This window comes from Streptomyces sp. NBC_00028 (assembly GCF_045041065.1).
Lineage (GTDB): Bacteria > Actinomycetota > Actinomycetes > Streptomycetales > Streptomycetaceae > Streptomyces.
The window spans coordinates 4,463,555-4,487,849 of record NZ_CP108293.1; the positions used below are offsets into that span (position 1 = coordinate 4,463,555).

Here is a 24,295-nt window from a genome sequence, read left to right on the forward strand (position 1 = left end):
GCAAGGGGACACCCGTGACACCCAAACCCATCTCACCCAACACCGTCCTCGCCAACGCCCTCCTGCGCGCCGAAGACGTCCTGACCCCACGCATCCTGGCCACGCCGCCGGCGCGCATCGTGCTGGTCGTCGGCACCCAAATAAACGGCGCCCCGCACCTCGGCACCTCCCTCGTGCAGTCCCTGGCCTTCGCCATGGCCGCCCGCCTGTGCGACCGCTTCGGCATCCGCACCGAAGTCCTCTTCAGCGCCCTCGACAACGCCCCCTACCAACAGGCCACCGACCCGGTCAGCGGCCACCGCTACCAACGCGCCTACGCCCAGGCCGCCGACGAACAGGCCCTGACCGACCTCATCGGCGCCCTCTACCAGCCCCTGTTCACCGCCCTCTCCCGACGCCTGGGCATCCCGTACCACGTCGAGACCTACACCCAGCAGCAAGCCGGCGAGCACTTCCGCCGCACCTGGCTGCGGCTCCTGCCCCGCCTCGACGCCGCCCGCTGGTGGCTCGCCCCCTCCACCGGCACCCCGCACCTCCGGGTCCCCTGCCCCCAGCCCGGCTGCGGCTGGGCCGAGAAGCACGCCGAACGCACGCGTGTACACCTCACCGACCGCGACACCGCCACCGTCGCCGCCGTCTGTCTCCACCACGGCCCCTACCAGGCCACCATCACGCCCACCGCCGGCGCCTACCTCGACCTGGCCACTCTGTACCGCAACCTCGTCAAGGAACTCGCCCTGACCAACCCTCGCGAGGGCGGCACCCTGCACGTCATGGTCAAGGGCGGCGACTGGGTCTTCGGCTCACTCCTCATCGACGAAGCCCTTCAGGCCGTCGGCCTCAGCCGCGCCCAGCTCCCCGCGCGACTGTTCTGCCCCCAAGTCGTCACCGACACCGGCGCGAAACTCTCCAAGTCCCTCATCCGTGAAGGCCGCGCCACCTTGCCGACGGGCGCGGCGGACTGGATGCTCGACACCCGGAAATGGCCCGGCAGCGTCACCGAGTACGCCGACCAGCTGCTGGCCATGACCGAGACGATGCTTTCCGACCCGCGCCATTTCTTCCGCTCGTACTCCGCAGCCGAGATCGGCCGCCTGATCACCGCACCAGCACCCAGGAGCGTTCCCGCCCCATGACCGACACCACCGCCCGCGTTCGCGAACTCAACCTCTACCGCCAGTACTTCGACCTCGTCGCCTCCGGCACCAAGACCATCGAGGTACGGGTGAAGTACCCACATCTTGCCGACCTCGCCGCGGGCGAGACCATCCGCTTCCGGATCAAGGGCACCGACGAGACCTGCGAGGTCAAGGTCGTTCGCGTCACCGAGTACACCGACTTCGAGGCCCTGCTCCACGGCGAGGGACCGACCAACGTCAACCCGACCGCCACTCACGACCAGCAACTGGCCAACATCCGCGCCATCTACCCACCCGAGAAGGAAGCCCTGGGCGCCCTCGCCATCGAGATCGCTCTGCCCTAGCCCTCAGTTCTTGGGCATGACGCAGATGACGCGCGCCAGCTCCTCCGGTGACAGCGGCTGTCAACTACCCAGCGCGAGAAGGGCCGCCACGGCCGAGACCAGCGCGAGTACGGCGAACAGACCGGGATATCCGCCGAGCGGCCCGGCCAGCACGGCTCCCGCAAAGGGTGCCAGCGCGGAGGCGATGGTGGCCGGCGCAGCCAGGAGTCCGGAGAGGCGGCCGTAGTGGGTGGTGCCCCATCGGTCGGTGACGGCGGTGGCTTGGAGGAGGGTGAGGTTACCCCGCACCATGCCGGCCCCGATCGCGATGCCCACGAGGAGAGGGACAGGGCCGGAGACGATCGCGAAAGCGCCTGTCGTGGCCCCTCCGAGAGCGATCAGGGCGACGGTGCGGGTGATGACGCCGGTGCGGCGGGCAAGGTTCGCGTAGAGAGTCCGACCGAGGGTCTGTCCGGCGCCGCCCAACCCGAGAACCCAAGCGGCGGTGGTAGGGCTGGCTCCGCGTGCCATCAGCAGGGGAACGAGGGCGATGACGACGGCGTACATCGCAAAGCTGTTCAGTGTCAGCGCGGCGGCGAGCATCAGCAACGGTCGGCTGCGGGCCACCGCGCCGGAGTTGGTGTCCCGTTGGGGCGTTGGCGCCGAGGCCGGTGGCCACGGTCCTCGTAGCGCGAGAGCATGCGCGGGGATGGTCACGAGGGCCAGGATCGCCGCGAGGACGGCGTACGTCTCGCGCCAGCTCAGATGCTCGGCGAGCGTGGCGGTCAGCGGCGCGAAGGCGGTGGAGGCCAAGCCGCCGGCCAGGGTGACGATCGTGAGGGCTCGGACACGCTGTCCGCCCCACCAGCGGGTGAGGGCGGCGAAGGCGGGCTGATAGAAGGTGGTGGCCATGGCCACCCCGGCCAGCAGCCAACCGGCGGTGAAGGCCGCAACGCTTGGCGAGTACGTGATGGCCAGCACCGCGGCGACGCCCAGGACGGAGCCGGTGGTCATCACGGCGCGTGGGCCTCGGCGGTCGAGGATGCGGCCGACCGGGATGCCGACGACGGCGGAGACCAGCAGGGCCCCGGAGAAGGCGGCAGTGGTGGCGGTCGTCGACCAGCCGGTGTCGGCGGTGATCTGCGGGTTGAGGACGGGGAAGGCGTAGTAGACGATTCCCCAGCTGGTGATTTGAGTAGCGCACAGTGCGGGCAGGGCGGCGCGGGGCCGCGACCGGTCCCCCGTGCCGGTCGCGGCCCCGCTGGTGTGGAGGTGGGTCATCGGCGGATCAGCAGCAGCCGCCCGCGGCTGCGGGTTCCTTGGTCTCGGCGGCGGTCGTAGTCGTGTCGGTGCAGCAGGTGCTGCCCGACTGCTTGGCGAGGGTGTCGGCGTCGGCTTTGACGACGTACACCTCCCAGGGCTCCTGGCCGGGGCCGTGGACCCAGACCTTGTCCTGGAGGGCGTAGCAACAGGTGGTGTCGTTCTCCTCGGTGGTGGCCAGGCCGGCCTCGCTGAGGCGGGCGGTGGCGGCCTGCACGGTCTCTGTCGATTCGACCTCGACGCCGAGGTGGTCCAGGCGGGTTGTCTCTTCCGCCGTGCCTTCGATCAGGACGAGCTTGAGCGGGGGCTCGGCGATGGCGAAGTTGGCGTAGCCGTCGCGGAGTTTGGCGGGCTCGGTGCCGAACAGCTTGCTGTAGAAGGCGATGGAGGCGTTCAGGTCGGGGACACGGAGAGCGAGTTGTACACGGGACATGGTGAACCTCCTTGTGTGGGTACGGGGATCAGCAGCCGCCGGTCGTGGTTGCGGGGGCGGCGACACCGATCTGGAGCGTGTCCGGAGCGGCGCAGCAACCGCCGCCGTCACTGGCCTGAGAGGCATCGGGGTCGCCGTACAGGCCGGCGCCGCCGCATACTCCGGTCTCGGGCAGGGTCAGTTCGACGCGTTCGGCAGCTTCCTGGTCGCCGGCGAGGGCGGCGGTGATGGAGCGGACCTGCTCGTAGCCGGTCATCGCCAGGAACGTCGGGGCACGGCCGTAGGACTTCATGCCAACCAGGTAGACGCCCTGCTCCGGGTGGGAGAGCTCGCCCACGCCGTGCGGGTAGACGGTGCCGCAGGAGTGGACGTTCGGGTCAATGAGCGGGGCGAGCGCGGTCGGCGCCTGCAGGCGCTCGTCGAGGCCGAGCCGGACTTCAGAGAGGAAGGACAGGTCGGGGCGGAAGCCGGTCAGCACGATCACCTCGTCGACCGGATCCAGACGGCGGCCGTCCTCGGCGATGAGGACGAGCCGGTCACCGTCACGCTCCACAGCCTGTGTACGGAAGCCCGTGACGGCGCTGGCGTGGCCGTCCTCGACGGCGGCCTTGGCCCGCAGGCCCAAGGCGCCGCGAGCGGGAAGCTGGTCGGCCTCGCCGCCGCCGAAGGTACTCGTCCCGATCCCGCGGCGAAGAACCCAGGCCGCGTGCGTGCCCGGCTCCTCCTTTGCCAGGTCGGCGAGGTAGGCGAGGGCGGTGAAGGCGGAGGCGCCGGAGCCGATGACGGCGGTGCGCTTGCCCGCGTACCGGGCGCGGACGGCCGGGTCCTTGAGGTCAGGGACACGGTAGGAGATGCGGTCGCCCCCCGCCTTCTCGCCCAGGGCGGGCAGGCCGTCGGCACCGATGGGGCTCGGGATGGACCAGGTGCCCGAGGCGTCGATGACGGCGCGGGCGCTGATCCGCTCCTCGCGGCCGTCGGCCAGCTCGATGTGCACGGTGAAGGGCTGCTCGTCACGGTCGGCGTCGACGATCCGGTCGCGGCCGGCGCGGGCGACGCCGGTGACCGTGGCGCCGTAGCGGACCTTGTCGGCGAGGACGTCGGCGAGCGGCTGGAGGTAGTGCTCGGCCCAGTCGCCGCCGGTGGGGTAGGTGGCGCCGTCGGGGCGGGCCCAGCCGGTGGGGGCGAGGAGCTTCTCGGCGGCCGGGTCGGTGACCTCGGCCCACGGGGAGAAGAGGCGGACGTGCGCCCAGTCGCGTACCGCTGTGCCGGCGGACGGGCCGGCTTCCAGGACCAGCGGGTCGAGGCCGCGCTCGACCAGGTGGGCAGCGGCAGCCAGGCCGATGGGGCCGGCGCCGATGACTACGACGGGCAGCTGGTCGGTGGTGGGCGCGTTCACGAGATTCCCCTTTGTTTCGACGTTTGTCGATGTCCTTCGCCGCCAGGATGACACCTGTATCGACAAGCGTCAACATAGACATTCATCGAATCTGCGGCGGTCCCGCTTCCTGATTCGACATGTGTCAACATAGATGCATGTCGAACACCAAGGTGCTGCCGCTGATCGAGGCTGAGTCCGACGCCGTGGCGCCATGCTGCCCGCCGCTCACCGAGCGGCCGTTCTCCGCGGAGGAGGCCGAGACGGCCGCGCGGATGTTCAAGGCGCTCGGCGATCCGGTGCGGTTGCGGCTGTTCACGTCGGTCGCCTCGCACGAGGGTGGCGAGGCGTGCGTGTGCGACATCTCCGACGTCGGCGTATCCCAGCCGACCGTCTCCCACCACCTGAAGAAGCTCAAGGAGGCCGGCCTGCTCACCTCCGAGCGGCGCGGCACCTGGGTCTACTACCGCGTCGAGCCGTCCGTGCTGGCCGCGATGGGCAAGCTGCTGACGATCGCTCCGACCGCAGTCTGACCTCGGCCGGGAACTCAGGGGGTACGCCAGCGTGTCCAAGCCGACCAGCGTGACGATCGTGCCAATGGCCGCGTCGCATGCCGAAGAGGTCCTGGCGATCTACCAAGCAGGTATCGACGAGGGCAACGCCACCTTCGAGACGACAGCCCCGACCTGGGAGATCTTCGATTCCTCGAAGTTGCCGGAGCACCGCTTCGTCGCCCTCGACGAGAGGGATGCAGTGCTCGGTTGGGTCGCCGCCACCAGGGTCTCCGACCGCTGTGCGTACGCCGGGGTCGTCGAGCACTCCGTCTACGTCCATCCCGGCGCCCGGGGCCGCGGCGTGGCCGCCGCCTTGCTGAAGGCCCTGATCGACTCCACTGAGGCGGCCGGGATCTGGACCATCCAGTCCGGCATCTTCCCCGAGAACACCGCCAGCCTCGCCCTGCACCAACGAGCTGGCTTCCGGCCCATCGGCACCCGCGAACGCATCGGCCGTCACCACGGAATGTGGCGCGACGTCGTCCTGATCGAGCGCCGCAGCCCTGAGATCGACTGAGCACCGACTCAGAGCGAGGGCGTTGTCAGTGCGGTGCGGCACGATTGACGCCATGGGCATAGACATCACCTGGGCGCGCGACGAGTTGGCCCAGTTCCTCAAGCTCACCGAGCTGTACCGCCCCGCGGACCCGCCCGGCGTGATGACTGTCAGCTCGCACCTCTCCAATCGAGGATCCCCAGCCGAGATCGTGGCCAGTGCCCATGTGGTGGAGCAGATCCTCGACCGGGTCCTCCCGCGTTGGCGCACCGAAGTTCCCGGTGACAGGAACAAGACCGTCAACCGCTGGTGTCAGCACCGCGAAGCGGCTCAGCGAGCGGATGCGGCCATGCAGCGAGACGCCGAGGTGCGTGCCCGCCTCGGCGATGACGCTCCACAGCTGAGCGCAGGGTTCATGCACCCGTGGGCATGGGACGGAGCGAAGGCACTCTGGCGGAGTGGGCATTTCCGCGAGGCGGTCACCGCGGCGGCCCGCAAGGTGAACGCAGAGACCCAGAACAAGGTCGGGCGCCGGGACCTGAGCGAAACGAAGCTCTTCCAGAGCGTCTTCTCGCAGAACTCGCCCAAGGCCGGCGAGCCCCGTCTGCGACTGATGGTCGACGACGGCGGAGACACCTTCCGAAGCGTCCACCGTGGCGCGATGGCCTTCGCGGAGGGCTGCTACGCCGGGATACGCAACCCCAACAGCCATGAGGACGGTCTCCCCGAGCTGCCCGAGCACGAGGCGTTGGAGCAGTTGGCGGCTTTCAGCGTCCTTGCGCGCTGGGTGGAGAGCGCGGCGGTGGAGACGGCGTAAGCCCGTGGTCGACGACGTTCAGCCGACCTGCGCCGCTATCTCCCGACGCAGGTGGTAACCGGCGGCGCGCCCCGACAGGTCGCCGCCGAGGACCTCCACCTGGGCGGTGTGCCTCACTCGCTGGCTTCCCGGCCGGGCATGAAGATGAGGGCCACCAACGCCAATCCGACCACCGCGCCGACGAGCTGCATGCCGATGAACCCCGCCACCGACCCCGGCGCGATGCCGGCGAAGGTGTCGGTGAAGGCGCGGCCGATGGTCACCGCCGGGTTGGCGAAGGACGTCGACGAGGTGAACCAGTAGGCGGCGCCGATGTAGGAGGCGACGGCCACGGGGGCGAAACGGAGCCGGTCGGTGCGGGCCAGGCCGAAGATCAGCAGGATCAGCCCGGCCGTCGCGACGACCTCGCCGAGCAACAGGTGCCCGGCTGACCGGTCGTGCGTGGACCACTTGACCAGCGGCTCGCCGAACATCGCGTCGGCCAGGACGGCGCCCAGGATCGCACCGACGATCTGTGCGGGGACGTAGGCGGCCGCTTCCCGTACGGTGACGCCGACGCCGCTTCGGCGAGCGGTCCACCACTCAGCGAGCGTGACGGCGGGGTTGAAGTGCGCGCCGGAGACCGGCCCGAGCAGGAGGATCAGGACGCCGAGGCCGAAGACGGTGGCCGTGGAGTTGGCCAGGAGCTGGAGGCCGACGTCCTTGGTTAGTTCGGTGGCCTGGATGCCGGAGCCGACCACGACCGCGACGAGCGCCGCGGTGCCGACCAGTTCGGCGGCGGCCTTGGCGAGCAGCGGAGGTGCCTGGGGCGGGGTGGCGCCCGGGGCGGGCTGAGGCTCAGCGGCCGGGGCTATGGCGGACTGCCCGGTTCCGTCGTGCTCGGTGGCCTCGGTGGCGGTCAAGTGGACTCCTCGGTGCGGGTCGCCGTCAGGCGGGGTGATCAGGGGCAGGACCGCTTGACGTTGTTCTCGGCGGTGGCGCGCGCGGTCTCCGCGAGGTCGGCGAACTGGCCGGCGAGCGAGGCGATGACGTCGGGCCTGAGTCGGTAGTAGGTGAACCGGCCGCATGGCTCCGTCTCCACGACCCCTGCCTCGCGCAGCACCTTCAGATGGTTGGAGAGGTTGGTCTGCTTGGCCCCCGTCTCCTCGATCAGGTGCGTGGTGCAGAGTGTCTCCTTGGCCAGCAAGGTGACGATCTGGAGGCGGAGCGGGTCGGAGAGAACCCGCATCAGATCAGTGTCGACTGACGTCAGCATGGGCTGATACTTTCACATCACTCCAGGCTGATACCAGCTTGGGCTGATCTCACCGAACGCCGGCCTCCCCGCCGAGAGCTGGAACCCGACTCCCGCGCAGCCCTCTTGATCCACTCCCGAAGGAAGAACCGATGTCCTCCAGCCCGCTCGCCTCCGTCCTGTTCATCTGCGTCCACAACGCCGGGCGTTCGCAGATGGCCGCCGGATTCCTCAGCCACCTCGCGGGCGACCGGATCGAGGTCCGCTCCGCCGGCTCCATCCCGGGCGACCAGGTCAACCCCTCCGCGGTCGAGGCCATGAAGGAGGTCGGCATCGACATCGCCGACCAGAAGCCCAAGATCCTCACCACCGAGGCCGTCCAAGCGTCCGACTACGTCATCACCATGGGCTGCGGCGACGCCTGCCCGATCTTCCCCGGCAAGAAGTACCTCGACTGGGCCCTGGAGGACCCGGCGGGCAAGGGCGTCGAGGCCGTCCGCCCCATCCGGGACGAGATCAAGACGCGCATCGAGGCCCTGATCGCCGAGATCGACGCCAAGCAGGAGGCGTGACCCCCGTGACCGACGGAACCGACAGACCCGATAGCGACGGCATACGCGACGTCATCGTCATCGGCTCCGGCCCCGCCGGATACACCGCCGCCCTCTACACCGCCCGCGCCGAGCTCAAGCCTCTCGTGTTCGGCGGCGCGATCTTCGTCGGCGGTGCGCTGACCACGACCCCCGAGGTCGAGAACTTCCCCGGCTTCCCCGAGGGCGTCGACGGCCCGGTTCTGATGGAGAACATGCGGGCCCAGGCGATGCGCTTCGGTGCCGAGATGGTCGACGACGACATCGTCGAGGTCGACCTGACCGGCGACATCAACACCGTCACGGACACGTCGGGCACCGTGCACCGCGCGAAGACGGTGATCGTGGCGACCGGCTCCGGCTACCGCAAGCTCGGCCTGCCGCGCGAGGACGAGCTGTCCGGCCGCGGTGTGTCCTGGTGCGCCACCTGCGACGGCTTCTTCTTCTTCCGCGACCGCGACATCGTGGTCGTCGGGGGCGGCGACACAGCCATGGAGGAGGCCACCTTCCTCACCCGCTTCGCCCGCTCCGTCACCGTTGTCCACCGCCGCTCCACCCTGCGCGCCTCCCAGGTCATGCAGAACCGCGCCTTCGCCGACGACAAGATCTCCTTCGCCTTCGACAGCGAGATCGCGGAGATCAAGGAAGCGGGCGGCAAGCTCGCCGGAGTCGTCCTGCGCGACGTCTTCACCGGCACGACCCGCGACCTCGACGTGACCGGCCTGTTCATCGCCATCGGCCACAACCCGCGCACCGAACTCTTCACAGGACAGCTGGAGTTGGACAGCACCGGCTACCTGAAGGTGCAGTCGCCGTCGACCCGTACGAACATCCCGGGCGTTTTCGGCGCCGGAGACGTCGTCGACCACACCTACCGGCAGGCCATCACCGCTGCGGCCAGCGGCTGCGCGGCCGCGCTTGACGCCGAGCGGTACCTCGCCGCCCTCGCGGACGGCGAAGACCTGGCTGTACGCGAAGAGTCGCTCGCTGGCTGATCACCCACGAGATCGTTCACAGCAGGTTCCAGAACAGCTTCGAGAGGTGTTCGCACAGGTCAGGAAGCTAGCCGAGTAGTTGGGCCTGCCGAGCCTGTCCCTAAGGGCCCGGCAGTACGACGACGTCGAGCAAGCATCCGCTCCTTGCGTTGCCCCAATGTTGGCGCCTCCCACTTATGCCACCCAACCGGCAGCTTCCAGCGTTGCATGTGCTCACGCTCATCCACTCCACACCAGCGGCATCCGCTGGGGGAAGGAAAGAGCAGGTCAGAGCCCTCGCCTGGTATGGACATCGTCCCTCCCTCGCTTACCCCCCATTCTTCCCCCACCCACTGACATCAGCCCTCGTTCGACGGCCAAATCGGGCGCCCCGCACTCCCGGCCTCTGCATACTGCCTGCCCTGGTCAGCCCCCGCGGCAGCATGCGATCCCTGGACCTGCTGGCCGGACTATCTCTCGGCCTCATCAGCTCGCCGGTCGGATCCGTCGAGATGGGACTGGTAGAGGGGCAGCGCGCTCTCCCTCTTCACCAACGGCCCAGTCGAGGCGGCTGGGCCACGGCTCGGACGGCCTCACTCTGTACACGAGGCGCTCAGCTGCCCGCCCGAAGCGATGCTCTGCGTATGAACTGGGCGGCAACGCCGCGTGCAGTGTCAGCCACGTCATCTGGGACGAACCCGTACCAGCGCAGCACCCCGGATGGGATCCTCTGACTTCTTAGGGATCAACCCCAGGAGGCTCCCAGTGGCAACAGCAGTTCTGGCTCCCAGCTTGCAGGCCAGCGTTGACCGATTCGCTCGGTCGTTGATTGTCCCGTCGCGGCTCCTGGCGCTTCATCCACGAAAGCGCGGTGGGGCAGGGAACGCTGCGGCGCTTGCCCCGGCTATCACCCTGGGGATCCTGTCTGCTTTTGAGGGCTTTGCGGAGGATTTCTTCGCAACGGTTCTCTATGGCCAGGGTCAGAGCTTCGCCCAGATCGTCAGAAAGATGAACCTGACAAATCCTGATATCGAGGAGTTCGAGAAGCTCATCGTCAAGGAGTTTCCGACCTTGGCCAAGGGCCTCAAGACGGGCTTCTCTGTCGACGTGTGGGCCCCGCCAGCGATTGGGGCCTCCTTCTGGAAGCCGGCCACCTTGACCTGGGACCAGGCCAAGGTCACAGCCCAAGGGTGGATGCAGGTGCGCCATTGTCTGTCCCACGGGATGGCCAGTGGCTGGCGGAGCGAAGTGTGGCCCGGCCCGGTGAAGAACAACGTAGTACCCGCGTCGTCGGTCCTACGTCCCATGAAGGGCGGGAAACACTCCCTTGCCTTGCATGGGGCTATCTCGTGTGCCCGAACCTACCGAGGAGGCGCCGAGCATCTGGCTAGCATCGTGGCGAACCACCTTGGGGAGACCCTGTCCTGGGCAGGGCTGCCAGATTTCCCTCTGCAGGCTGCTCCCACCGAGTAGCCGATGCGCCTAGCCAAGCATTCATGGCGTCGAGGCGGATCTTAGAGGGCGGGACTGCCAGTCACAGGGCGACAGGATCCGTCGTGGCAGCCCAATGCTGAACGGCACGCGCGCCAGCGACGTTCGCCCGTGGAGAGAGCCTCACGCCAAACGACAACTCGACCCTCACGCTTCGGTTGTTTCGCAGCGGACTGGCTGCAATCGCAGGCCGACCTTCTCTTCAGGCGAACGTCACGCATCGGCCTTCGACCCCAACACCCCCTTCACAGAACACCTGTTCGACGTGAAGGATGGGGGTGATCGCGTGTCAGTTCGGCACGTCGCTCGTTAGGCAGCGCAGTCGAAGCGCCGGGTGGGAAAGCGCTGATGACCAGCGTCCACCCGCTACGGGAGGGGACCCATGGGCGATCGCAGCACAATCGAGTGGACCGAGGCGACCTGGAATCCCACCACAGGATGCGACCGGATCTCCCCCGGGTGTGACAACTGCTACGCCTTGACGTTATCCAGGCGGCTCAAGGCCATGGGTGTTGCCAAGTACCAGACGGACGGGGATCCCAGGACGTCCGGCCCGGGCTTCGGCCTCGCCCCTCACCCTGACGCACTGGCCATTCCCCACCAGTGGAAGGCCCCACGGATGGTCTTCGTCAATTCCATGAGCGACCTATTCCACGCCAAGGTCCCCCTGGACTTCGTCCGGCAGGTCTTCCAGGTGATTGCCGAGACTCCCCAGCACACCTACCAGCTACTGACCAAGAGAGCCCGCAGGTTGCGACGTGTGGCCGGCGAACTCGACTGGCCCTCCAACCTGTGGATGGGCGTCTCCGTCGAAGACGCAGAGCACCTGGATCGTGTCGACGACCTTCGCCAAGTTCCCGCTGCCGTGCGCTTCCTGTCCTGTGAGCCGCTGCTCGGTCCGCTTACCGGTCTACAGCTGGAAGGCATCGGCTGGGTTATTGCCGGCGGGGAGTCCGGGCCCCACCATCGGCCCGTGAAGGAGGAGTGGCTGTTGGCCATCCGCGACGCCTGCAACCACGCCGAAGTGCCCTTCTTCTTCAAGCAATGGGGTGGCCGCAGCCCGAAGTCAGGGGGCCGCGAACTCGATGGGGCGACATGGGACGAGATGCCGCCTCGCCTGCCCGTCGCAGCCCATTAACGGCCAAAGTCCAGCAGACGCCGTACGCACTCTGGTGGCATATGGCAACGGTGTGTGACCCTCTCCCCAGCGGGGCCGACGGGAGTAGGGGGAGCGATCGTGGCCGTACCGAAGGATGCCGTGTGGGAACGCGATCCGCACACGGCGGCCAAACACGACTTATTGAAGCGGTACTTGGAAGCCTGGGCGCCGATTCTGTTGTCACGGCTCGACGTGATCAGTTACGCCGAAGGCTTCGCGGGTGCCGGCGTCTACAAGCAGGGCGAGCCCGGCTCCCCGGTCATCGCTTACGAAGTCTTCGCCGAGGCACTGCAGAGGTTCCCGAAACGTATGCGCGTGATCCTCATGGAGGAGGACGCCCGGCGCGTCAAGGAGTTACAGCGCCAGATGGAGCTCGTCCGCTCCAGGCAAACGGACGACATCACCAAACGAATAGCGGTCGACATACGTCACGGAGATTTCCACCCGGCCCTCCTGCAGAAGCTGCGGGGCATCGGCGCATTGGGGAAGCCTCTCTTTGTCCTGCTGGACAGCTTCGGCGGACCCGACATCCCCTTCTCGCTCCTCCAGGAGCTGGGGCGCCATCCCAGCACTGAAGTGATGGTGACCTTCGAGCCCAGCTTCCTCACCCGGTTCGCCGAGAAGCACGACGGCCACCGTCAGCTCGGCGACGAAGCCTTCGGAGGCCAGGAGTGGCAAGGCGTCTTCCAGCAGCCGCCCTCAGGCAAGTTCACGTTCCTGCGGGAGCAGTACCGGAACACGCTGCGCCACGCCGGCTTCACGCACACGCTGTACTTCGAGATGGTCGACGAGGGCGGCAGGGTCCTCTACCTGATCTTCGGCACCCAGCACGAGCTGGGGCTGGAGAAGATGAAGGACGCCATGTGGAAGGTGGACCCTTCCTATGGCGTCCGCTACCGCGACCCCAGGGACACTCAACAGCAGATGCTTGATCTCGTATTCGAACCGGATACGGCTCCGCTGCGACGGATCCTGCACGACTTCATCTCCGAAGCGCCCGACGGGCGAACCATCCCGGAGCTCAAGCGGTACACCCTCTTGGAGACCGTCTACCGGCCGGCCCAAGTGATCGAGGCCGTCCGGCAGCTGCGTGAGGCGGGCGCCGTGACGACAGAACCTCGTGCCATCAATGCCAAGACGCGAGTGAGCCTGGCGACGACACCGCCCACCACCCGTCCCTCAGCCGAGCAAGGCGCCCTCTGGTGAGACCGCGAGGGCACATCCAGGGCACATGAGCCTGGGAAACGGCGTTGACCCGTGAGAACTACCGAGAGGAGTTTTCCCAGGTCAACGCACATTCCCCTGCGAAACCGCAGGTCAGCGCCCTCCCGCCCCCAATCGCTGCATGAGTGGCAGGACTTCAGCCACCGTCTCCATGAGGCGGGGCATCAGCCGTACTGCCTGGTGTGGCCGTGAGCTGAGGCTTCATGGTCTGCGGGCGGGGTTCTCGGACCCCGCCCTTTCTCATGTCCCGCGGCGGCCGGCTCAGGCTCTGAGACGCCCCTCCAGCGGGGTGCGGAAGCTCGGGCGGATGCGGATGTCGCCGAAGAACGCGGTCAGGCGGGCGGCCTCGGCGGTGACGGCGGTGCGGGCGTCGCGGGTGAGGCGGATGCCGGGAAGCGCGGCGGTGACGATCTCGCCGTCGGGGCGTTGGGTCCAGGCGCCGACGATCCGGCCGTTCCACCACACCGTGGGGCCGATGTTGCCGTTGGTGTCGAAGAGTTCGGTGGTGTGGGCGGGGTCGAGGTACCAGTCGCGGCCCCGCCAGCCCATCGGGGTGGGGTCGAGGGCGGGGAGCAGGGCCGCCCAGGGCCCCGGGTCGGCGGGCGCCGCCAGGTGCTCGGGCAGGGCGTGCCCCTGGCCCTGCGCGAGGTCGACGTCCACGGCCTCCGTGCCGGCCAGGGCCTTGCGGGTGGCGGTGAGGGTCCAGCCGGTCCACCACTTGACGTCCTCGGTGGTGGCGGGGCCGAAGGCGGCCAGATAGTGGCGGGCGAGGTCGGCTCGCGCCGCGTCGGCGGGCAACTCGGGGTGGGGTTCGGCCACCGTCCAGCGGAACTGCGAGGAGGCCCAGCTGCCCAGCGGCCGGCCCCGGCGGATCCTGCCCTCGGCGGCCAGCACCCCGAGGACACGGCTGGTGATGCGCGGCCTCGCCTCGTAGGCCTTGCCCGGCGCCATGACGATCTTCTGCTGCAACTCGGGCACCGCCTCCCCGAGTTGGGCCGCCGTCGCCTCCCCGAGGCCGGCCAGCGCGACGAGCACCTCCTGCTCCAGGGCGGCCAGGCGGTGCTCGTCGTAGCCGAGTTGCTCGCCGAGGGTCTTGAGCAGCCCGGTCCGCTCACGGGCGGCCACGGCGCGGGCCGTCGAGGCGTCGACGACCGGGGCGAGGGAACGCGGGACGACGAACATGGTGCGGCGCATGCACAGCATCCGGATCAGCGTGTGGTCCGTGTACAGGGCGCGTTCCAGGTCGGCCGTCGAAGGGGCCGCCATGCGCGCGGCCACCGTCAGGTACACGCTGGCCGGGTCCGTGGCATGCAGTCCCAGTACGGCGTCGGCGACCTGCTCGGAGGTGGTCGCGCGGGTGGCGGGGGTCAGGAGGTGGCGGGTGGCGAGGAGGGCTCGGCGGTGGTCGTCGGTGATCCTGGGGCGGGCGGTGGTGTGGGTCATGGCGAGTCGGCGGCCCGGTGAGTCCGCCGTGAACCGTCCTTTCACGTTCGCTCCGGCTTGCGAACCCGACGCTACGAGGGAATGCGGCCAGGTGCCGTCCTAAACGGGCAACCGCCCTTCCCCGCCGGACGCGCAGTCACCGCCCCCGCCCCGCCGGCCCCACGACCGCGCCCTCGCCGTCCACCGCCGTGCTCCACCTCCCGCACGACCGCCGCCTCCACCATCCCTCCGCCCGTCCGGCGACGCCCGCCTCGACTTCCACCGTCGGACGCCGCCCGCAGCACGACCACCTCACCCTCCGCCGCCGTGCTCCACCTCCCGCACGACCGCCTCCGCCACCCAGCCCCTGCCGCCGGACGCGCAGTCCACTCCACGACTCCGCCCCCGCCGGACAGTCACCGCCCCCGCCCCGCCCTGCGCCGGCTACCTCACCCCGCCTCCTGCCTCGCGGTCGCCGGTGGGCCGCCTGTGGTCGGGGGTGTCGGGGACGGGCCGGAGGGGGCGGAGGCGGTGGTCGTGGGGGCTGGGCTCACCGCTCCGGCGGCGGGCTCGAGCAGGGTCAGTCGGACCGCGGCCGTCTTGAACAGGGGCTGTTTGGAGACCGGGTCCCAGTCGGTGACCGTCGTCTCGTTCGCCGCCCGGCCGCCGTCCTTGCCGGGACGATCGCCCTCGGGGGTGTCCCAGTAGCCATAGTGGAAGGGCAGGAACAGCATGCCGTCGCGGATGCCAGTGATCCGCAGGCGGCCGCGCAGCGAGCCCCGGCGGCTGGTGACCTCGACCAGGTCGCCCTCCGCCACACCGTGCCGCCGCGCCTCCCCGGCGGAGATCTCCACCCACACCTCCGGCGCGGCGGCGTTGAGCTGCGGGGTGCGGCCGGTCTTGGTGCGGGTGTGGAAGTGGTAGATCGTGCGGCCGGTGTTCAGCTGCAACGGGTAGGTGGGGTCCGGGAGTTCGTCCGGGGGTACGTAGTCCGCCGGCTTCAGCACGGCCTTGCCGTCCGGGTTCAGCGCCCGGTAGTCCGACTCCGTCATCGAGTCGCCGGTCATCACGTCCTTGCCGTACGTCTCGCAGATCTGCGGCGCGGCCCAGGTGATGCCGTCGGTGTAGAGGCGTTCGGTGCCCTCGCGCGAGGCGCTGGTGCAGGGCCACTGGATGCCGCCCGCCTCGCGCAGCCGGTCGTAGGACAGGCCGGTGTAGTCGCACGGGCGGCCCCGGCTGCACTCCTGCCAGGCCCGGAACGCCGACTCGGGGTCGTGCCAGGAGATCAGCGGCCCGTCGTCCCGGTCTCGGAAGTCCATGCGGCGGGCGTAGTCGAGCAGGATGTCGAGGTCGGGGCGGGCCTCGCCGGGCGGTTCGACGGCCTTGTCGGAGAGGTGCACCGTGCGGTCGGCGTTGGTGAACGTGCCGGTCTTCTCGCCCCAGGTCGCGGCGGGCAGCACGACGTCCGCGAACTGCGCGGTCTCGGTCAGATACAGGTCCTGGACGACCGTGAACAGGCTGTCGCGGCGCAGGATGCCGCGGATGCGGTGCAGTTCCGGCAGGGACACCGCAGGGTTGGTGCCGGAGATCCACAGCAGCCGGATGTCGCCCTGCTCGGCCTTGGCGAAGATCTCCATCGCCGGGGTGGGCGGCGCGTCGTGCGGGATACGGGACGGCTCCACGTTCCAGACCCGGGCGAGGTCGGCGACATGGTCGTCGTTCTGCCAGTTGCGGAAGCCGGGCAGGTCGCCGTCGGCGCCGCACTCACGGGTGTTCTGGGCGGTGGGCTGGCCGTTCATCTGGAGCACCCCGCAGCCGGGGCGGCCGAGCATGCCGCGCAGCAGCTGGAGGTTGTTGACCTGGCAGGCGGCGGCCGTGGCCTGGTGGGACTGGTAGACGCCCTGGAGCACGGTGGACAGCAACCGCTCGGCGCCGCCCAGCAGTTCGGCCGCCTCGGTGATCCTCGCGGCCGGTACGTCACAGATGCCGGCGGCCCAGGCGGGGGTGCAGTCGGCGACGCGGGCGGCGAGGTCGTCGTAGCCGACGGTGTGGGCCTCGACGTAGGCGTGGTCGACCCGGTCGGCGCGGATGATCTCGTGCAGGAGGGCGTTCAGCAGGGCCACGTTCGTGCCGGAGCGCGGGGCGAGGTGGACGGTGGCGTGACGGGCGACCTGCGTGGGGCGCGGGTCGACGCACAGCAGTCGCGGCGGATCCCCGCCCGCCAGCCGGTCCAGCACCCGCATCCACAGCACCGGCTGGGTCTCGGCCATGTTGTGCCCGAACAGGGCGATGACATCGGCGTGGTCGACGTCCGTGTACGAGGCGGGCTGGCCGTCGCAGCCGAAGGTCTCCTTCAGCGCCTCGGCGGCGGTCGCCGTGCACAGCCGGGTGTTGCCGTCGAGGTGGTTGGTGCCCAGACCGGCGCGGGCGATCACCGCGAGGGTGTAGTACTCCTCCAGGAACAGCTGACCGCTGGTGTAGAAGCCGAGCGCGTCGGCGCCCCGCTCGGCCAGCAGCCGCCGGGTGCGGTCGACGATCCGCTCCATGGCGGTGTCCCAGTCACAGGGGACGAGATGGCCGCCCTCCCGGACCAGCGGAGTGGTCAGCCGGTCCGGGGAGTGGTTCGCCTGCCAGCCGAACAGGTCCTTCGGCCCCAGTCGGCCGTGGTTGACCCGGTCGCGGGACCGGCCGCGTACGCCGACGATCCGGCCGTCGGCGACGGCGATGTCCATCGCGTCGCCGTTGGAGTGCAGCAGCGATGCCGTCGGCACCCACCGCTGCACCTCCTCCGCGGTGACACCGGACGCCAGATAGGAGTCGACGCGCACGGGCCACGTACCGTCACGGTCGTAAGGGGTGCGCTCGCCCCAGGGCTGCGCGATCCGGTCCACCTCGGGCTGCACGACGCTCACGACCTCTCGACTGGGGTGACAGACCTCTCGGCCGAGGTCAGCGAGACCTCACGGCTCGGATCACCGGCCTCTCGGCCGGATCAGAGGGACGTCATGCCCGGGTCCTCGGGGCGGATCCGTCCGCGCCAGCCACCGCTGTCGCCGCTGCTCTCGACGTAGTCCTTGAAGCGGCGCAGGTCGCCGGAGACCCGGCGGTCGATCATGCCGAGCGCGTCCGCACTGCGTTCGGCGACGCCGCTGGGCTCGACGTCCATGGTCAGCTCGACCTTGGTGTGCATGTCGTCCACCCGTTCGAAGCGGACCGAGCCGCGCTGCTGGGTGTCGCCGCCGACGGAACGCCAGGTGATCCGGTCGTCGGGCAGCTGGTCGACGATCTCGGTGTCGAACTCGCGCCGGACGCCACCGATGCTGGTGGTCCAGTGGTTGTGCCGGTCGTCGAGCTGCGTCACCTCGTCGACGCCCTCCATGAACTTCGGGAACTCCTCGAACTGGGTCCACTGGTTGTACGCCCGGTGCAGCGGCACCTCCACCTCGACCGCCTTCTTGACCGTGCTCATGAGTTCCTCCCTCATCGCTTGCTTGTGTGCACCGCGCCGAGTACCCGGGAGGCGTCACCTCACCCCGGCGGGGAACCCGGCCGGTGACGAAAGAGGTGCCGATCGTGAACGACCGCAGCGACCCCGACGACGTGGTGCTCTCCCCGCACGAGCGGCTGGCGCTGCGCCGTATCGAGGCGGAACTGAGCGGCGACCGCCGCCTGACCCGCCGTATGCACCGGCTCCTGCACCAGCCCGCCTACCGCCAGCACCACCGCGCCGGCCGCCCGCACCACCGCGCCGGCCGCCCGGCCCCCCGTCGCGCGCTGCCGCTGTCCACGGCCGCCCTGCTGAGCGCCTCGGTGTTCCTCGTCGTCATGGGCGTCCGCACCTCCGACCCCGTCCTGCTGTGGTGCTTCGCCGCGCTGTGGCCGCTGACCCTGCTCCAGGCGTTCCGGCTGCTGTGCCGCGTCACCGAGGCCGGGCCCGAGGCGAGGACCAGGTCCGGGGAGCACGGCACTCCGTGGCGGTGAACCCCGCGCGGGGGCAGAACCCGAGGAACCCCAGCGCAGAGGCGCCGCAACCACAGAACAGGAGACGGCCATGGACGCCGACGCAGGACTGAAGGGACTGAAGGGGTCGTACTGGCTCGAGACGGCCCCGCCGGGCACCCCCGCCCCGCCGCCGACCGCCGATCTCACCGTCGACGTCGCCGTCATCGGCGGCGGCATGGCCGGGCTGAGCACCGCCTGGGAACTGGTCCGGGAGGGCCGCGAGGTGGCCGTGCTGGAGGCGGGGCGGCTCGCGGCCGGGGTGACCGGGCGGACCACGGCCAAGCTGACCGCCCTGCACACCCTCGTCTACGACCGGCTGCGCCGCACCCGAGGGGCCGAGGGGGCGCGGCTGTACGCCCGCTCGCAGACGGACGCGATCCGGCACGCGGCGGACATCGTGGCGGAGCTGGGCGTGGACTGCGACTGGGAGGAGGCGGCGGCGTTCACCTACGCCGAGGAGGCCGAGGGTGTCGCCGAGCTGAGGGCCGAGGTGGAGGCGGCACGGGAGGCGGGCCTCGCGGCCTCCTTCGTCACCGCGACCGACCTGCCGTTCCCGGTGGCGGGCGCGGTCAAGGTGGTGCGGCAGGCCCAGTTCCATCCCCGCAAGTACCTGCTGGCGCTCGCCGACGACCTGCGTCGGCGCGGCGGCACGGTGTACGAGGACACGCGGGTCGTCGCCCTCACCGAGGGCGAGCCGTGCGTCCTGACGACCGAGGCCGGGGTGACGGTACGGGCGAACGACGTCGTCGTCGCCACCCACTACCCGGTGTTCGACCGGGCCCTCCTCTTCACCCGGCTCTCCCCGCGCCGCGAGCTGGTCGTGGCCGGCCCGCTCGACGCCGACCGGGCCCCGCGGGACATGTACATCACGCCGGAGCAGAACACCCGCTCGGTGCGCAGCGCGCCCTACGGAGACGACACCGGCGTACGGCTGCTCATCGTCACCGGCGAGCACTTCACTCCGGGCACCGCCGACGTCGACAAACGCTTCGCCCGGCTGTCCGACTGGGCCGAGAACCGCTTCCCCGGCCTGACCCTCACCCACCGCTGGGCGACCCAGGACAACGACTCCACCGACTCCGTGCCCCTGGTCGGCCCGCTCCACCCCGGCGCCCGGCACACCTACGTGGCCACCGGCTTCGGCGGCTGGGGGCTGAGCGGCGGCATCATGGCGGGCCGTCTGATCAGCGAGCTGATGGCGGGCCGCGAGGTCGAGTGGGCCGGGCTGTACGACCCGCGGCGCCTGGGCTCCGTGGTCCGCGAGGGCGTGTCCTTCCTCAAGCACCAGACGCAGGTCGCCCGGCACTTCGTCGGCGACCGGCTGCCGCCCCTGTCGGGGCCGGCGCCGGAGGACCTCGCGCCGGGCGACGGTGCCGTGATGCGGGTGGGCGGCCACCGCTGCGCCGTGCACCGGGACGCGGGCGGCGGGCTGCACGCGGTGTCGGCGAACTGCACCCACCTCGGCTGTGTCGTGGCCTTCAACCACGCGGAACAAGCCTGGGAATGCCCCTGCCACGGCTCCCGCTTCGCCCCGGACGGCAGCGTCCTCCAGGGGCCCGCGGTACGCCCGCTGGAGCGGCGTGACATCTGACTCCGACCGTTTCCGCACAGCCCCCGAGGGAACTCGGTCGCCATCTCGAAAAGACAGCTCGACACCTCAGGAAGAAGCTGAACCGCCGTGACCGCGCCCACCGTCAACAACAAACCCACCGACGCCCTGCGGGTGGCCAGGACGGGCTGGAGGAAGGCCCGCATCGTCCGCGAGAAGGGCCTGCGCACCTGCATCTCCCCCGTCGAGGACGGCAGTTGCCCGCTCGTCACGGACACGGGCGGCGAAGCCAACATCGTCCGCGGCGACGACTGACCCGAGACCGACCGAGGGCTTCCCCCATCCCGGAGGAACCGTGAAGGCACTCGTCATCAACTCACGCTCAAGAAGTCCCCCGACCCCTCCAACACCGAGGCACTGGCCGAGGTGGTCACCGCGAGGCTGTCCGGGTACGGCGTCCAGGTCTCCTCCGTCCGGGCCGTCGACCTCGACATCGCGCCCGGGGTGGTCACCGACGCCGGCGACGGCGACGAGTGGCCCGGCGTCCACGAGCGGCTCCTGGAGTCGGAGATCCTCGTCGTCGCGTCCCCCACCTGGCTGGGCCGGCCCTCCTCGGTCGCGCAGCGCGTCCTGGAACGCATGGACGCGATGATGACCGAGACGGACGACGAGGAGCGCCCCGTCGCCTACAACCGCGTGGCCGGCGTCGTCGTCACCGGCAACGAGGACGGTGCCCACCACGTCATCAGCGAGATCTCCGGAGCACTGGCGGACATCGGCTACACGATCCCCGGCCAGGCCTGGACGTACTGGCACCTGGGCCCGGGCCCGGGCCCCGACTACCTCGACGAGGAGAAGGGCCGCGACTGGGCGCACAGCACCGGCCGCACGATGGCCGACAACCTCCACGGCGTGGCGAGCGCCCTGTCCGCCCGGCCGCTGAAGGCCCCCGGCTGACGAGACCGGGCCCGCGCCCGCAGGCGCACACCCCTCACTCATGTGACCGCAGCGCCCTGGCACCCCCCTCGGCCCGGAGAGACCTCAGGAGCCCCATGACCCCCACCACCGTCGGCTGCCCCACCCCCGCCGACCCACGCCGCTGCTGGGTCCCGCGGGGCGTGTACGCGCCGCAGACCGACACCCGGCTGCTCGGGCGGGCCCTGCGCCGCGAACCGATCACCGACCGGACGGACGTGCTGGACCTGGGCACCGGCAGCGGGGCGCTCGCGGTCGAGGCAGCGCGGCTCGGCGGTCGGGTGACCGCGGTCGACATCTCCTGGCGGGCGGTCGCGGCGGCCTGGTTCAACGCCGTGCTCAACGGCCAGAACCTGCGCGTGCGCCACGGCGACCTGGCCGCGGCGGTACCCGGCCGCCGCTTCGACCTGGTGCTCGCCAACCCGCCCTACGTCCCCGCGCCCGACGCTTCCGCGCCCCGCGGGCCCGCCCGCGCCTGGGACGCCGGACCGGACGGCCGGCTGCTGGTCGACCGGGTCTGCGACTCCGCGCCGACGGTCCTCCAGCCGACGGGCACCCTGCTGCTCGTCCACTCGCATCTGTGCGGCGTCGACGCCACGCTGGACCGTCTCACCGGGGCCGGTCTGCGCGCGGAGGTCGTCGACCGCACCCGGCTGCCCTTCGGCCCGGTCCTGCGCTCCCGCCTCGGCTGGCTGCGCGACCGGGGTCTGGTGAACGGCGACTCGACAGAGGAGTTGGTGGTGATCCGTGGCCGCCGCGTCTGACCGCCCCCGCCGCATCCGTGTCCAGCGTGACGGGCCCCTGCTGATCGAGGGGCCGGTCGAAGTGGTCGACGAGAACGGCGAGGTGACGGTGTCCGACCGATTCGAGGTGGCGGTCTGCACCTGCCGCCGCAGCCGTCTGTTCCCGTGGTGCGACACGAGCCACCGCCGCCGTGAGCGGCGCACCGGCCCGTCGGACGAAGGGGGCTCCGCGTGACCACCGCCTCCCGGCACCGCCCCCCGCCCCTGCCGACCCCCCGCGGCCCCCTCTCCGCGGCGGTGGCGGCGGCCCTGCAAGGCGCGTCGGCCCCTGACGGCCTTCCCGACTCCCCCGTTTACGGCGACGACCTCCAACTGGCCCTCTACACCCTCTACGAACTGCACTACCGGGGCTTCGAGGACGTCCCCGACGACCTGGAGTGGGACAGCGCCCTGCTCGCCTTCCGCGCCGCGCTCGAAGACCGCTTCCTGACCGCGCTGCGCGAGGACGTACCGACCACCGACACCACCGCCACCGCCGCCCTGGACGCGCTCCAGGTCGAACCGACCGCCGACCCCGACGGCACGAGCGTCTCGTTCTTCCTGCGCGACGAGGGCACCCTCGACCAGCTGCGCGAGTACGCGGCGCTGCGCTCGCTCTACCACCTCAAGGAGGCCGACCCGCACGCCTGGGTCATCCCGCGACTGCACGGGCGGGCCAAGGCCGGGATGGTGGCGGTGGAGTTCGACGAGTTCGGCGCGGGCCGCCCGGACGAGATCCACGCGGAGCTGTTCGCCGACCTGATGACGGACCTGAAGCTGGAGACGGCGTACGGCCACTATGTCGACGCGGCCCCGGCGGAGGCGCTCGCCACCGTGAACCTGATGTCCCTGTTCGGCCTGCACCGGGCGCTGCGCGGCGCGCTCGTCGGCCACTTCGCCGCCGTCGAGGTGACCTCGTCCCCCGGCTCCCGCCGCCTCGCCGAGGCGCTGCGCCGGGTGGGCGCGGGCCCGGCGGCCGTACGGTTCTACACCGAGCACGTCGAGGCCGACGCCGTGCACGAACAGGTCGTACGGCGGGACGTCGTCGACGGTCTGCTGGAGAGCGAGCCGGGTCTGGAAGCGGACGTGGTGTTCGGCGTCCGCGCGACCGCGCACCTGGAGGACCGCCTGGCCGCCAGGCTGCTGGAAGCCTGGCGGCAGGGGACCACCGCGCTGCGCTGACGGATCAGTCGGTCATGGCGTCGCGGACGAGGGCGGTGTCGACGAACTGCTCGAAGCGGACGATGAGTCCACCCCGCACGACGAAGGCGTGGGCCACGCGGACGTCGATCGCCTTGCCGGTGGCCTTGTTGACGGCGCTGTAGCGGGCCAGGACGACGACGTTCTCGCCGTCGACGACGTAGGTGTCGTCGTGGGCGGTCCAGCCGTCCCAGTCCTGGCCCAGCTTCTCCATCACGTTGGCGGTGACACCCTCCGGGGTGCGATACGTGCCGGCGAGGGGGAAGCCCGCCATCTCCGTCCACTCCACGTCGGGGGCGAGGGTGGCGCGCAGGGCGTCGAGGTCACCGGCGGCGGAGGCCAGGTACTGGCGGCGTACGACGTCGGCGGGGGCGGGGGAGGTCGCGAACTCGGTCATGGTCAGCCCCACTTCATCTCGCCCTTGGCGACCTTCGCGCCGATCTGCGCGGCGATCAGCATGCCGTTGTCGGGGTAGCGGGCCACGAGCGCCTCGGTGAGCGCCGGACCGTCGGCGGCCTTGCCGAGCTCCTCCTCGAAGGCCACGAGGTAGTCGCGGGTGGCGGTGATGGCGGAGGCGTCGGCGGCGGTACCGGGCAGCCGGTGACCGGGTACGACCAACTGCGGCTCCAGCGCGGCCATCTCGTCCAGGAGCTTGATCCAGGCGGCGCGGGACTCGGGGGTGGCGGTGTCGGCGACCCAGACGTGCTCCTGCTGGAAGAGCAGGACACCACCGAGGAGGGCGCGGTGCCCGGCCTGCCACAGGTAGTGGCGGTCGGGCAGTTCGGGGGTGCCGCCCCGTAGTTCGAAGCGGTGGCCTTCGAGGGTGAGGTCGCCGCTCAGCGGCTCCAGCTCGACCAGGCGGGTGGGCAGGTTGGGGCCGAGCGCGGCCCAGGCCTTGAGCTTGCCCTCGTAGGAGCGCTGGATGTGCTCGATGACGATCGGCGTCGCGACGAACTTCGCCTCGGAAAAGGCGTCGGCGACGACCTCGGCGCCGAAGTAGAAGTCGGGGTCGGCGTGGCTGACGAACACGGTGGTGAGCGTCTTGCCGGAGTCGAGGATCTCGGCGACCAGGCGGTGGCCGTCGGCGCGGGTGAACGCGGCGTCGACGAGGAGGGCCTCGCTCTCACCGGTGACGAGCGTGGCGGTCTTGTTCTTGCTGCCGGCCGGGAAGTCGAGGTCGAGGACCTTGAAGTCGAGCGTGCTCATCGAGGACTCCTTCAGGAGAGGGGACGGGGT

Annotated in this window: 26 protein-coding genes and 1 pseudogene; 17 read left to right on the top strand and 10 right to left on the bottom strand. The window is 70.4% G+C overall.

From position 1 onward, the window contains the following. The first annotated feature begins 14 nt into the window (after positions 1 to 14). Together OG885_RS19840 and OG885_RS19845 are read left to right on the top strand one after the other, a co-directional pair. The gene (locus OG885_RS19840; protein WP_405733302.1) at positions 15 to 1,136 is read left to right on the top strand and encodes a hypothetical protein; all 1,122 of its coding nucleotides are present in this window, start codon (positions 15 to 17) and stop codon (positions 1,134 to 1,136) included. Beyond that, positions 1,133 to 1,483: an ASCH domain-containing protein gene (locus OG885_RS19845; protein WP_405733305.1), complete on the top strand. Its 351-nt coding sequence runs from the start codon at positions 1,133 to 1,135 to the stop codon at positions 1,481 to 1,483. Before OG885_RS19840 ends, OG885_RS19845 begins: the two co-directional genes overlap by 4 nt. A gap of 60 nt (positions 1,484 to 1,543) precedes the next feature. Here the strand turns inward: OG885_RS19845 and OG885_RS19850 are convergent, their stop codons facing one another. The 3 genes from OG885_RS19850 to OG885_RS19860 are packed head-to-tail and all read right to left on the bottom strand — an operon-like array spanning position 1,544 to position 4,611. After that, positions 1,544 to 2,743 carry an MFS transporter gene (locus OG885_RS19850; protein WP_405733308.1) on the bottom strand — a complete coding sequence of 400 codons (1,200 nt, stop codon included), beginning with the start codon at positions 2,741 to 2,743 and terminating at the stop codon, positions 1,544 to 1,546. A 7-nt stretch (positions 2,744 to 2,750) separates the two neighbouring features. Then, on the bottom strand, positions 2,751 to 3,215 hold the full coding sequence (locus OG885_RS19855; RefSeq protein WP_405733311.1) for an ArsI/CadI family heavy metal resistance metalloenzyme: 465 nt from the start codon (positions 3,213 to 3,215) through the stop codon (positions 2,751 to 2,753). A gap of 28 nt (positions 3,216 to 3,243) precedes the next feature. Then, a complete protein-coding gene (locus tag OG885_RS19860) occupies positions 3,244 to 4,611 on the bottom strand; it encodes an FAD-dependent oxidoreductase (RefSeq protein WP_405733314.1) in 1,368 nt (455 codons plus the stop codon). Positions 4,612 to 4,748: 137 nt separating this feature from the next. On the opposite strand from OG885_RS19860, the gene OG885_RS19865 reads away from it, so the two are divergent. The 3 genes from OG885_RS19865 (at position 4,749) to OG885_RS19875 (ending at position 6,457) form a co-directional block, all read left to right on the top strand. Beyond that, entirely contained in the window at positions 4,749 to 5,123 is a 375-nt protein-coding gene (locus tag OG885_RS19865; RefSeq protein WP_405733316.1) for an ArsR/SmtB family transcription factor, read from the top strand. A gap of 64 nt (positions 5,124 to 5,187) precedes the next feature. Then, the gene (locus tag OG885_RS19870; protein ID WP_405733319.1) at positions 5,188 to 5,661 is read left to right on the top strand and encodes a GNAT family N-acetyltransferase; all 474 of its coding nucleotides are present in this window, start codon (positions 5,188 to 5,190) and stop codon (positions 5,659 to 5,661) included. A gap of 52 nt (positions 5,662 to 5,713) precedes the next feature. Continuing rightward, positions 5,714 to 6,457, top strand: coding sequence for a TIGR02391 family protein (locus OG885_RS19875; protein WP_405733322.1), 744 nt, complete (start codon positions 5,714 to 5,716; stop codon positions 6,455 to 6,457). A gap of 113 nt (positions 6,458 to 6,570) precedes the next feature. Here OG885_RS19875 and OG885_RS19880 read toward each other — a convergent pair whose 3' ends face one another. Together OG885_RS19880 and OG885_RS19885 are read right to left on the bottom strand one after the other, a co-directional pair. Next, positions 6,571 to 7,359 (bottom strand): aquaporin, encoded by a 789-nt coding sequence (locus tag OG885_RS19880; protein ID WP_405733325.1) that lies wholly within the window; start codon positions 7,357 to 7,359, stop codon positions 6,571 to 6,573. Positions 7,360 to 7,397: 38 nt separating this feature from the next. Beyond that, positions 7,398 to 7,712 (bottom strand): ArsR/SmtB family transcription factor, encoded by a 315-nt coding sequence (locus OG885_RS19885; RefSeq protein WP_405733328.1) that lies wholly within the window; start codon positions 7,710 to 7,712, stop codon positions 7,398 to 7,400. A 131-nt stretch (positions 7,713 to 7,843) separates the two neighbouring features. On the opposite strand from OG885_RS19885, the gene OG885_RS19890 reads away from it, so the two are divergent. From OG885_RS19890 to OG885_RS19910, 5 genes are all read left to right on the top strand, one after another. Further along, positions 7,844 to 8,263 (top strand): arsenate reductase ArsC, encoded by a 420-nt coding sequence (locus OG885_RS19890; RefSeq protein ID WP_405733331.1) that lies wholly within the window; start codon positions 7,844 to 7,846, stop codon positions 8,261 to 8,263. Between the two features lie 5 nt (positions 8,264 to 8,268). Further along, positions 8,269 to 9,276, top strand: a complete 1,008-nt coding sequence (trxB, locus tag OG885_RS19895; RefSeq protein WP_405733334.1) for a thioredoxin-disulfide reductase — start codon at positions 8,269 to 8,271, stop codon at positions 9,274 to 9,276. Between the two features lie 744 nt (positions 9,277 to 10,020). Further along, positions 10,021 to 10,728 carry a hypothetical protein gene (locus OG885_RS19900; RefSeq protein WP_405733337.1) on the top strand — a complete coding sequence of 236 codons (708 nt, stop codon included), beginning with the start codon at positions 10,021 to 10,023 and terminating at the stop codon, positions 10,726 to 10,728. A 400-nt stretch (positions 10,729 to 11,128) separates the two neighbouring features. Beyond that, on the top strand, positions 11,129 to 11,884 hold the full coding sequence (locus OG885_RS19905; protein ID WP_405733340.1) for a DUF5131 family protein: 756 nt from the start codon (positions 11,129 to 11,131) through the stop codon (positions 11,882 to 11,884). 99 nt (positions 11,885 to 11,983) lie between these two features. Further along, complete coding sequence (locus OG885_RS19910) at positions 11,984 to 13,111, top strand: three-Cys-motif partner protein TcmP (protein WP_405733343.1); 1,128 nt, start codon at positions 11,984 to 11,986, stop codon at positions 13,109 to 13,111. A 279-nt stretch (positions 13,112 to 13,390) separates the two neighbouring features. Here the strand turns inward: OG885_RS19910 and OG885_RS19915 are convergent, their stop codons facing one another. From OG885_RS19915 to OG885_RS19925, 3 genes are all read right to left on the bottom strand, one after another. Then, positions 13,391 to 14,572 (bottom strand): winged helix DNA-binding domain-containing protein, encoded by a 1,182-nt coding sequence (locus tag OG885_RS19915; RefSeq protein ID WP_405742793.1) that lies wholly within the window; start codon positions 14,570 to 14,572, stop codon positions 13,391 to 13,393. 428 nt (positions 14,573 to 15,000) lie between these two features. After that, on the bottom strand, positions 15,001 to 17,454 hold the full coding sequence (locus OG885_RS19920; RefSeq protein WP_405742795.1) for a molybdopterin oxidoreductase family protein: 2,454 nt from the start codon (positions 17,452 to 17,454) through the stop codon (positions 15,001 to 15,003). Positions 17,455 to 17,543: 89 nt separating this feature from the next. Further along, positions 17,544 to 18,020, bottom strand: a complete 477-nt coding sequence (locus OG885_RS19925) for an SRPBCC family protein (RefSeq protein ID WP_399949882.1) — start codon at positions 18,018 to 18,020, stop codon at positions 17,544 to 17,546. A gap of 104 nt (positions 18,021 to 18,124) precedes the next feature. Here OG885_RS19925 and OG885_RS19930 point away from each other — a divergent pair, with 104 nt between their 5' ends. The 7 genes and pseudogenes from OG885_RS19930 to OG885_RS19960 all read left to right on the top strand — a co-directional run bounded on the left by OG885_RS19930 (position 18,125) and on the right by OG885_RS19960 (position 23,041). Next, positions 18,125 to 18,532, top strand: a complete 408-nt coding sequence (locus OG885_RS19930) for a DUF3040 domain-containing protein (protein ID WP_405733347.1) — start codon at positions 18,125 to 18,127, stop codon at positions 18,530 to 18,532. Positions 18,533 to 18,602: 70 nt separating this feature from the next. Then, positions 18,603 to 20,144, top strand: a complete 1,542-nt coding sequence (locus tag OG885_RS19935; RefSeq protein ID WP_405733350.1) for an FAD-dependent oxidoreductase — start codon at positions 18,603 to 18,605, stop codon at positions 20,142 to 20,144. Positions 20,145 to 20,231: 87 nt separating this feature from the next. Then, on the top strand, positions 20,232 to 20,417 hold the full coding sequence (locus tag OG885_RS19940; RefSeq protein ID WP_405733353.1) for a hypothetical protein: 186 nt from the start codon (positions 20,232 to 20,234) through the stop codon (positions 20,415 to 20,417). A 40-nt stretch (positions 20,418 to 20,457) separates the two neighbouring features. Next, positions 20,458 to 21,059 (top strand): annotated as a pseudogene (locus OG885_RS19945) (flavodoxin family protein). Between the two features lie 95 nt (positions 21,060 to 21,154). Continuing rightward, positions 21,155 to 21,841, top strand: a complete 687-nt coding sequence (locus OG885_RS19950) for a HemK2/MTQ2 family protein methyltransferase (RefSeq protein WP_405733356.1) — start codon at positions 21,155 to 21,157, stop codon at positions 21,839 to 21,841. Then, the gene (locus tag OG885_RS19955; protein ID WP_405733359.1) at positions 21,825 to 22,055 is read left to right on the top strand and encodes a CDGSH iron-sulfur domain-containing protein; all 231 of its coding nucleotides are present in this window, start codon (positions 21,825 to 21,827) and stop codon (positions 22,053 to 22,055) included. The genes OG885_RS19950 and OG885_RS19955 overlap by 17 nt, the downstream gene beginning before the upstream one ends. Further along, the gene (locus OG885_RS19960; RefSeq protein WP_405733362.1) at positions 22,052 to 23,041 is read left to right on the top strand and encodes an iron-containing redox enzyme family protein; all 990 of its coding nucleotides are present in this window, start codon (positions 22,052 to 22,054) and stop codon (positions 23,039 to 23,041) included. Before OG885_RS19955 ends, OG885_RS19960 begins: the two co-directional genes overlap by 4 nt. 4 nt (positions 23,042 to 23,045) lie before the next feature. Here OG885_RS19960 and OG885_RS19965 read toward each other — a convergent pair whose 3' ends face one another. Continuing rightward, positions 23,046 to 23,456 (bottom strand): nuclear transport factor 2 family protein, encoded by a 411-nt coding sequence (locus tag OG885_RS19965; RefSeq protein WP_405733365.1) that lies wholly within the window; start codon positions 23,454 to 23,456, stop codon positions 23,046 to 23,048. A gap of 2 nt (positions 23,457 to 23,458) precedes the next feature. After that, complete coding sequence (locus OG885_RS19970) at positions 23,459 to 24,265, bottom strand: MBL fold metallo-hydrolase (RefSeq protein ID WP_405733368.1); 807 nt, start codon at positions 24,263 to 24,265, stop codon at positions 23,459 to 23,461. Between the last annotated feature and the right edge of the window lie 30 nt (positions 24,266 to 24,295).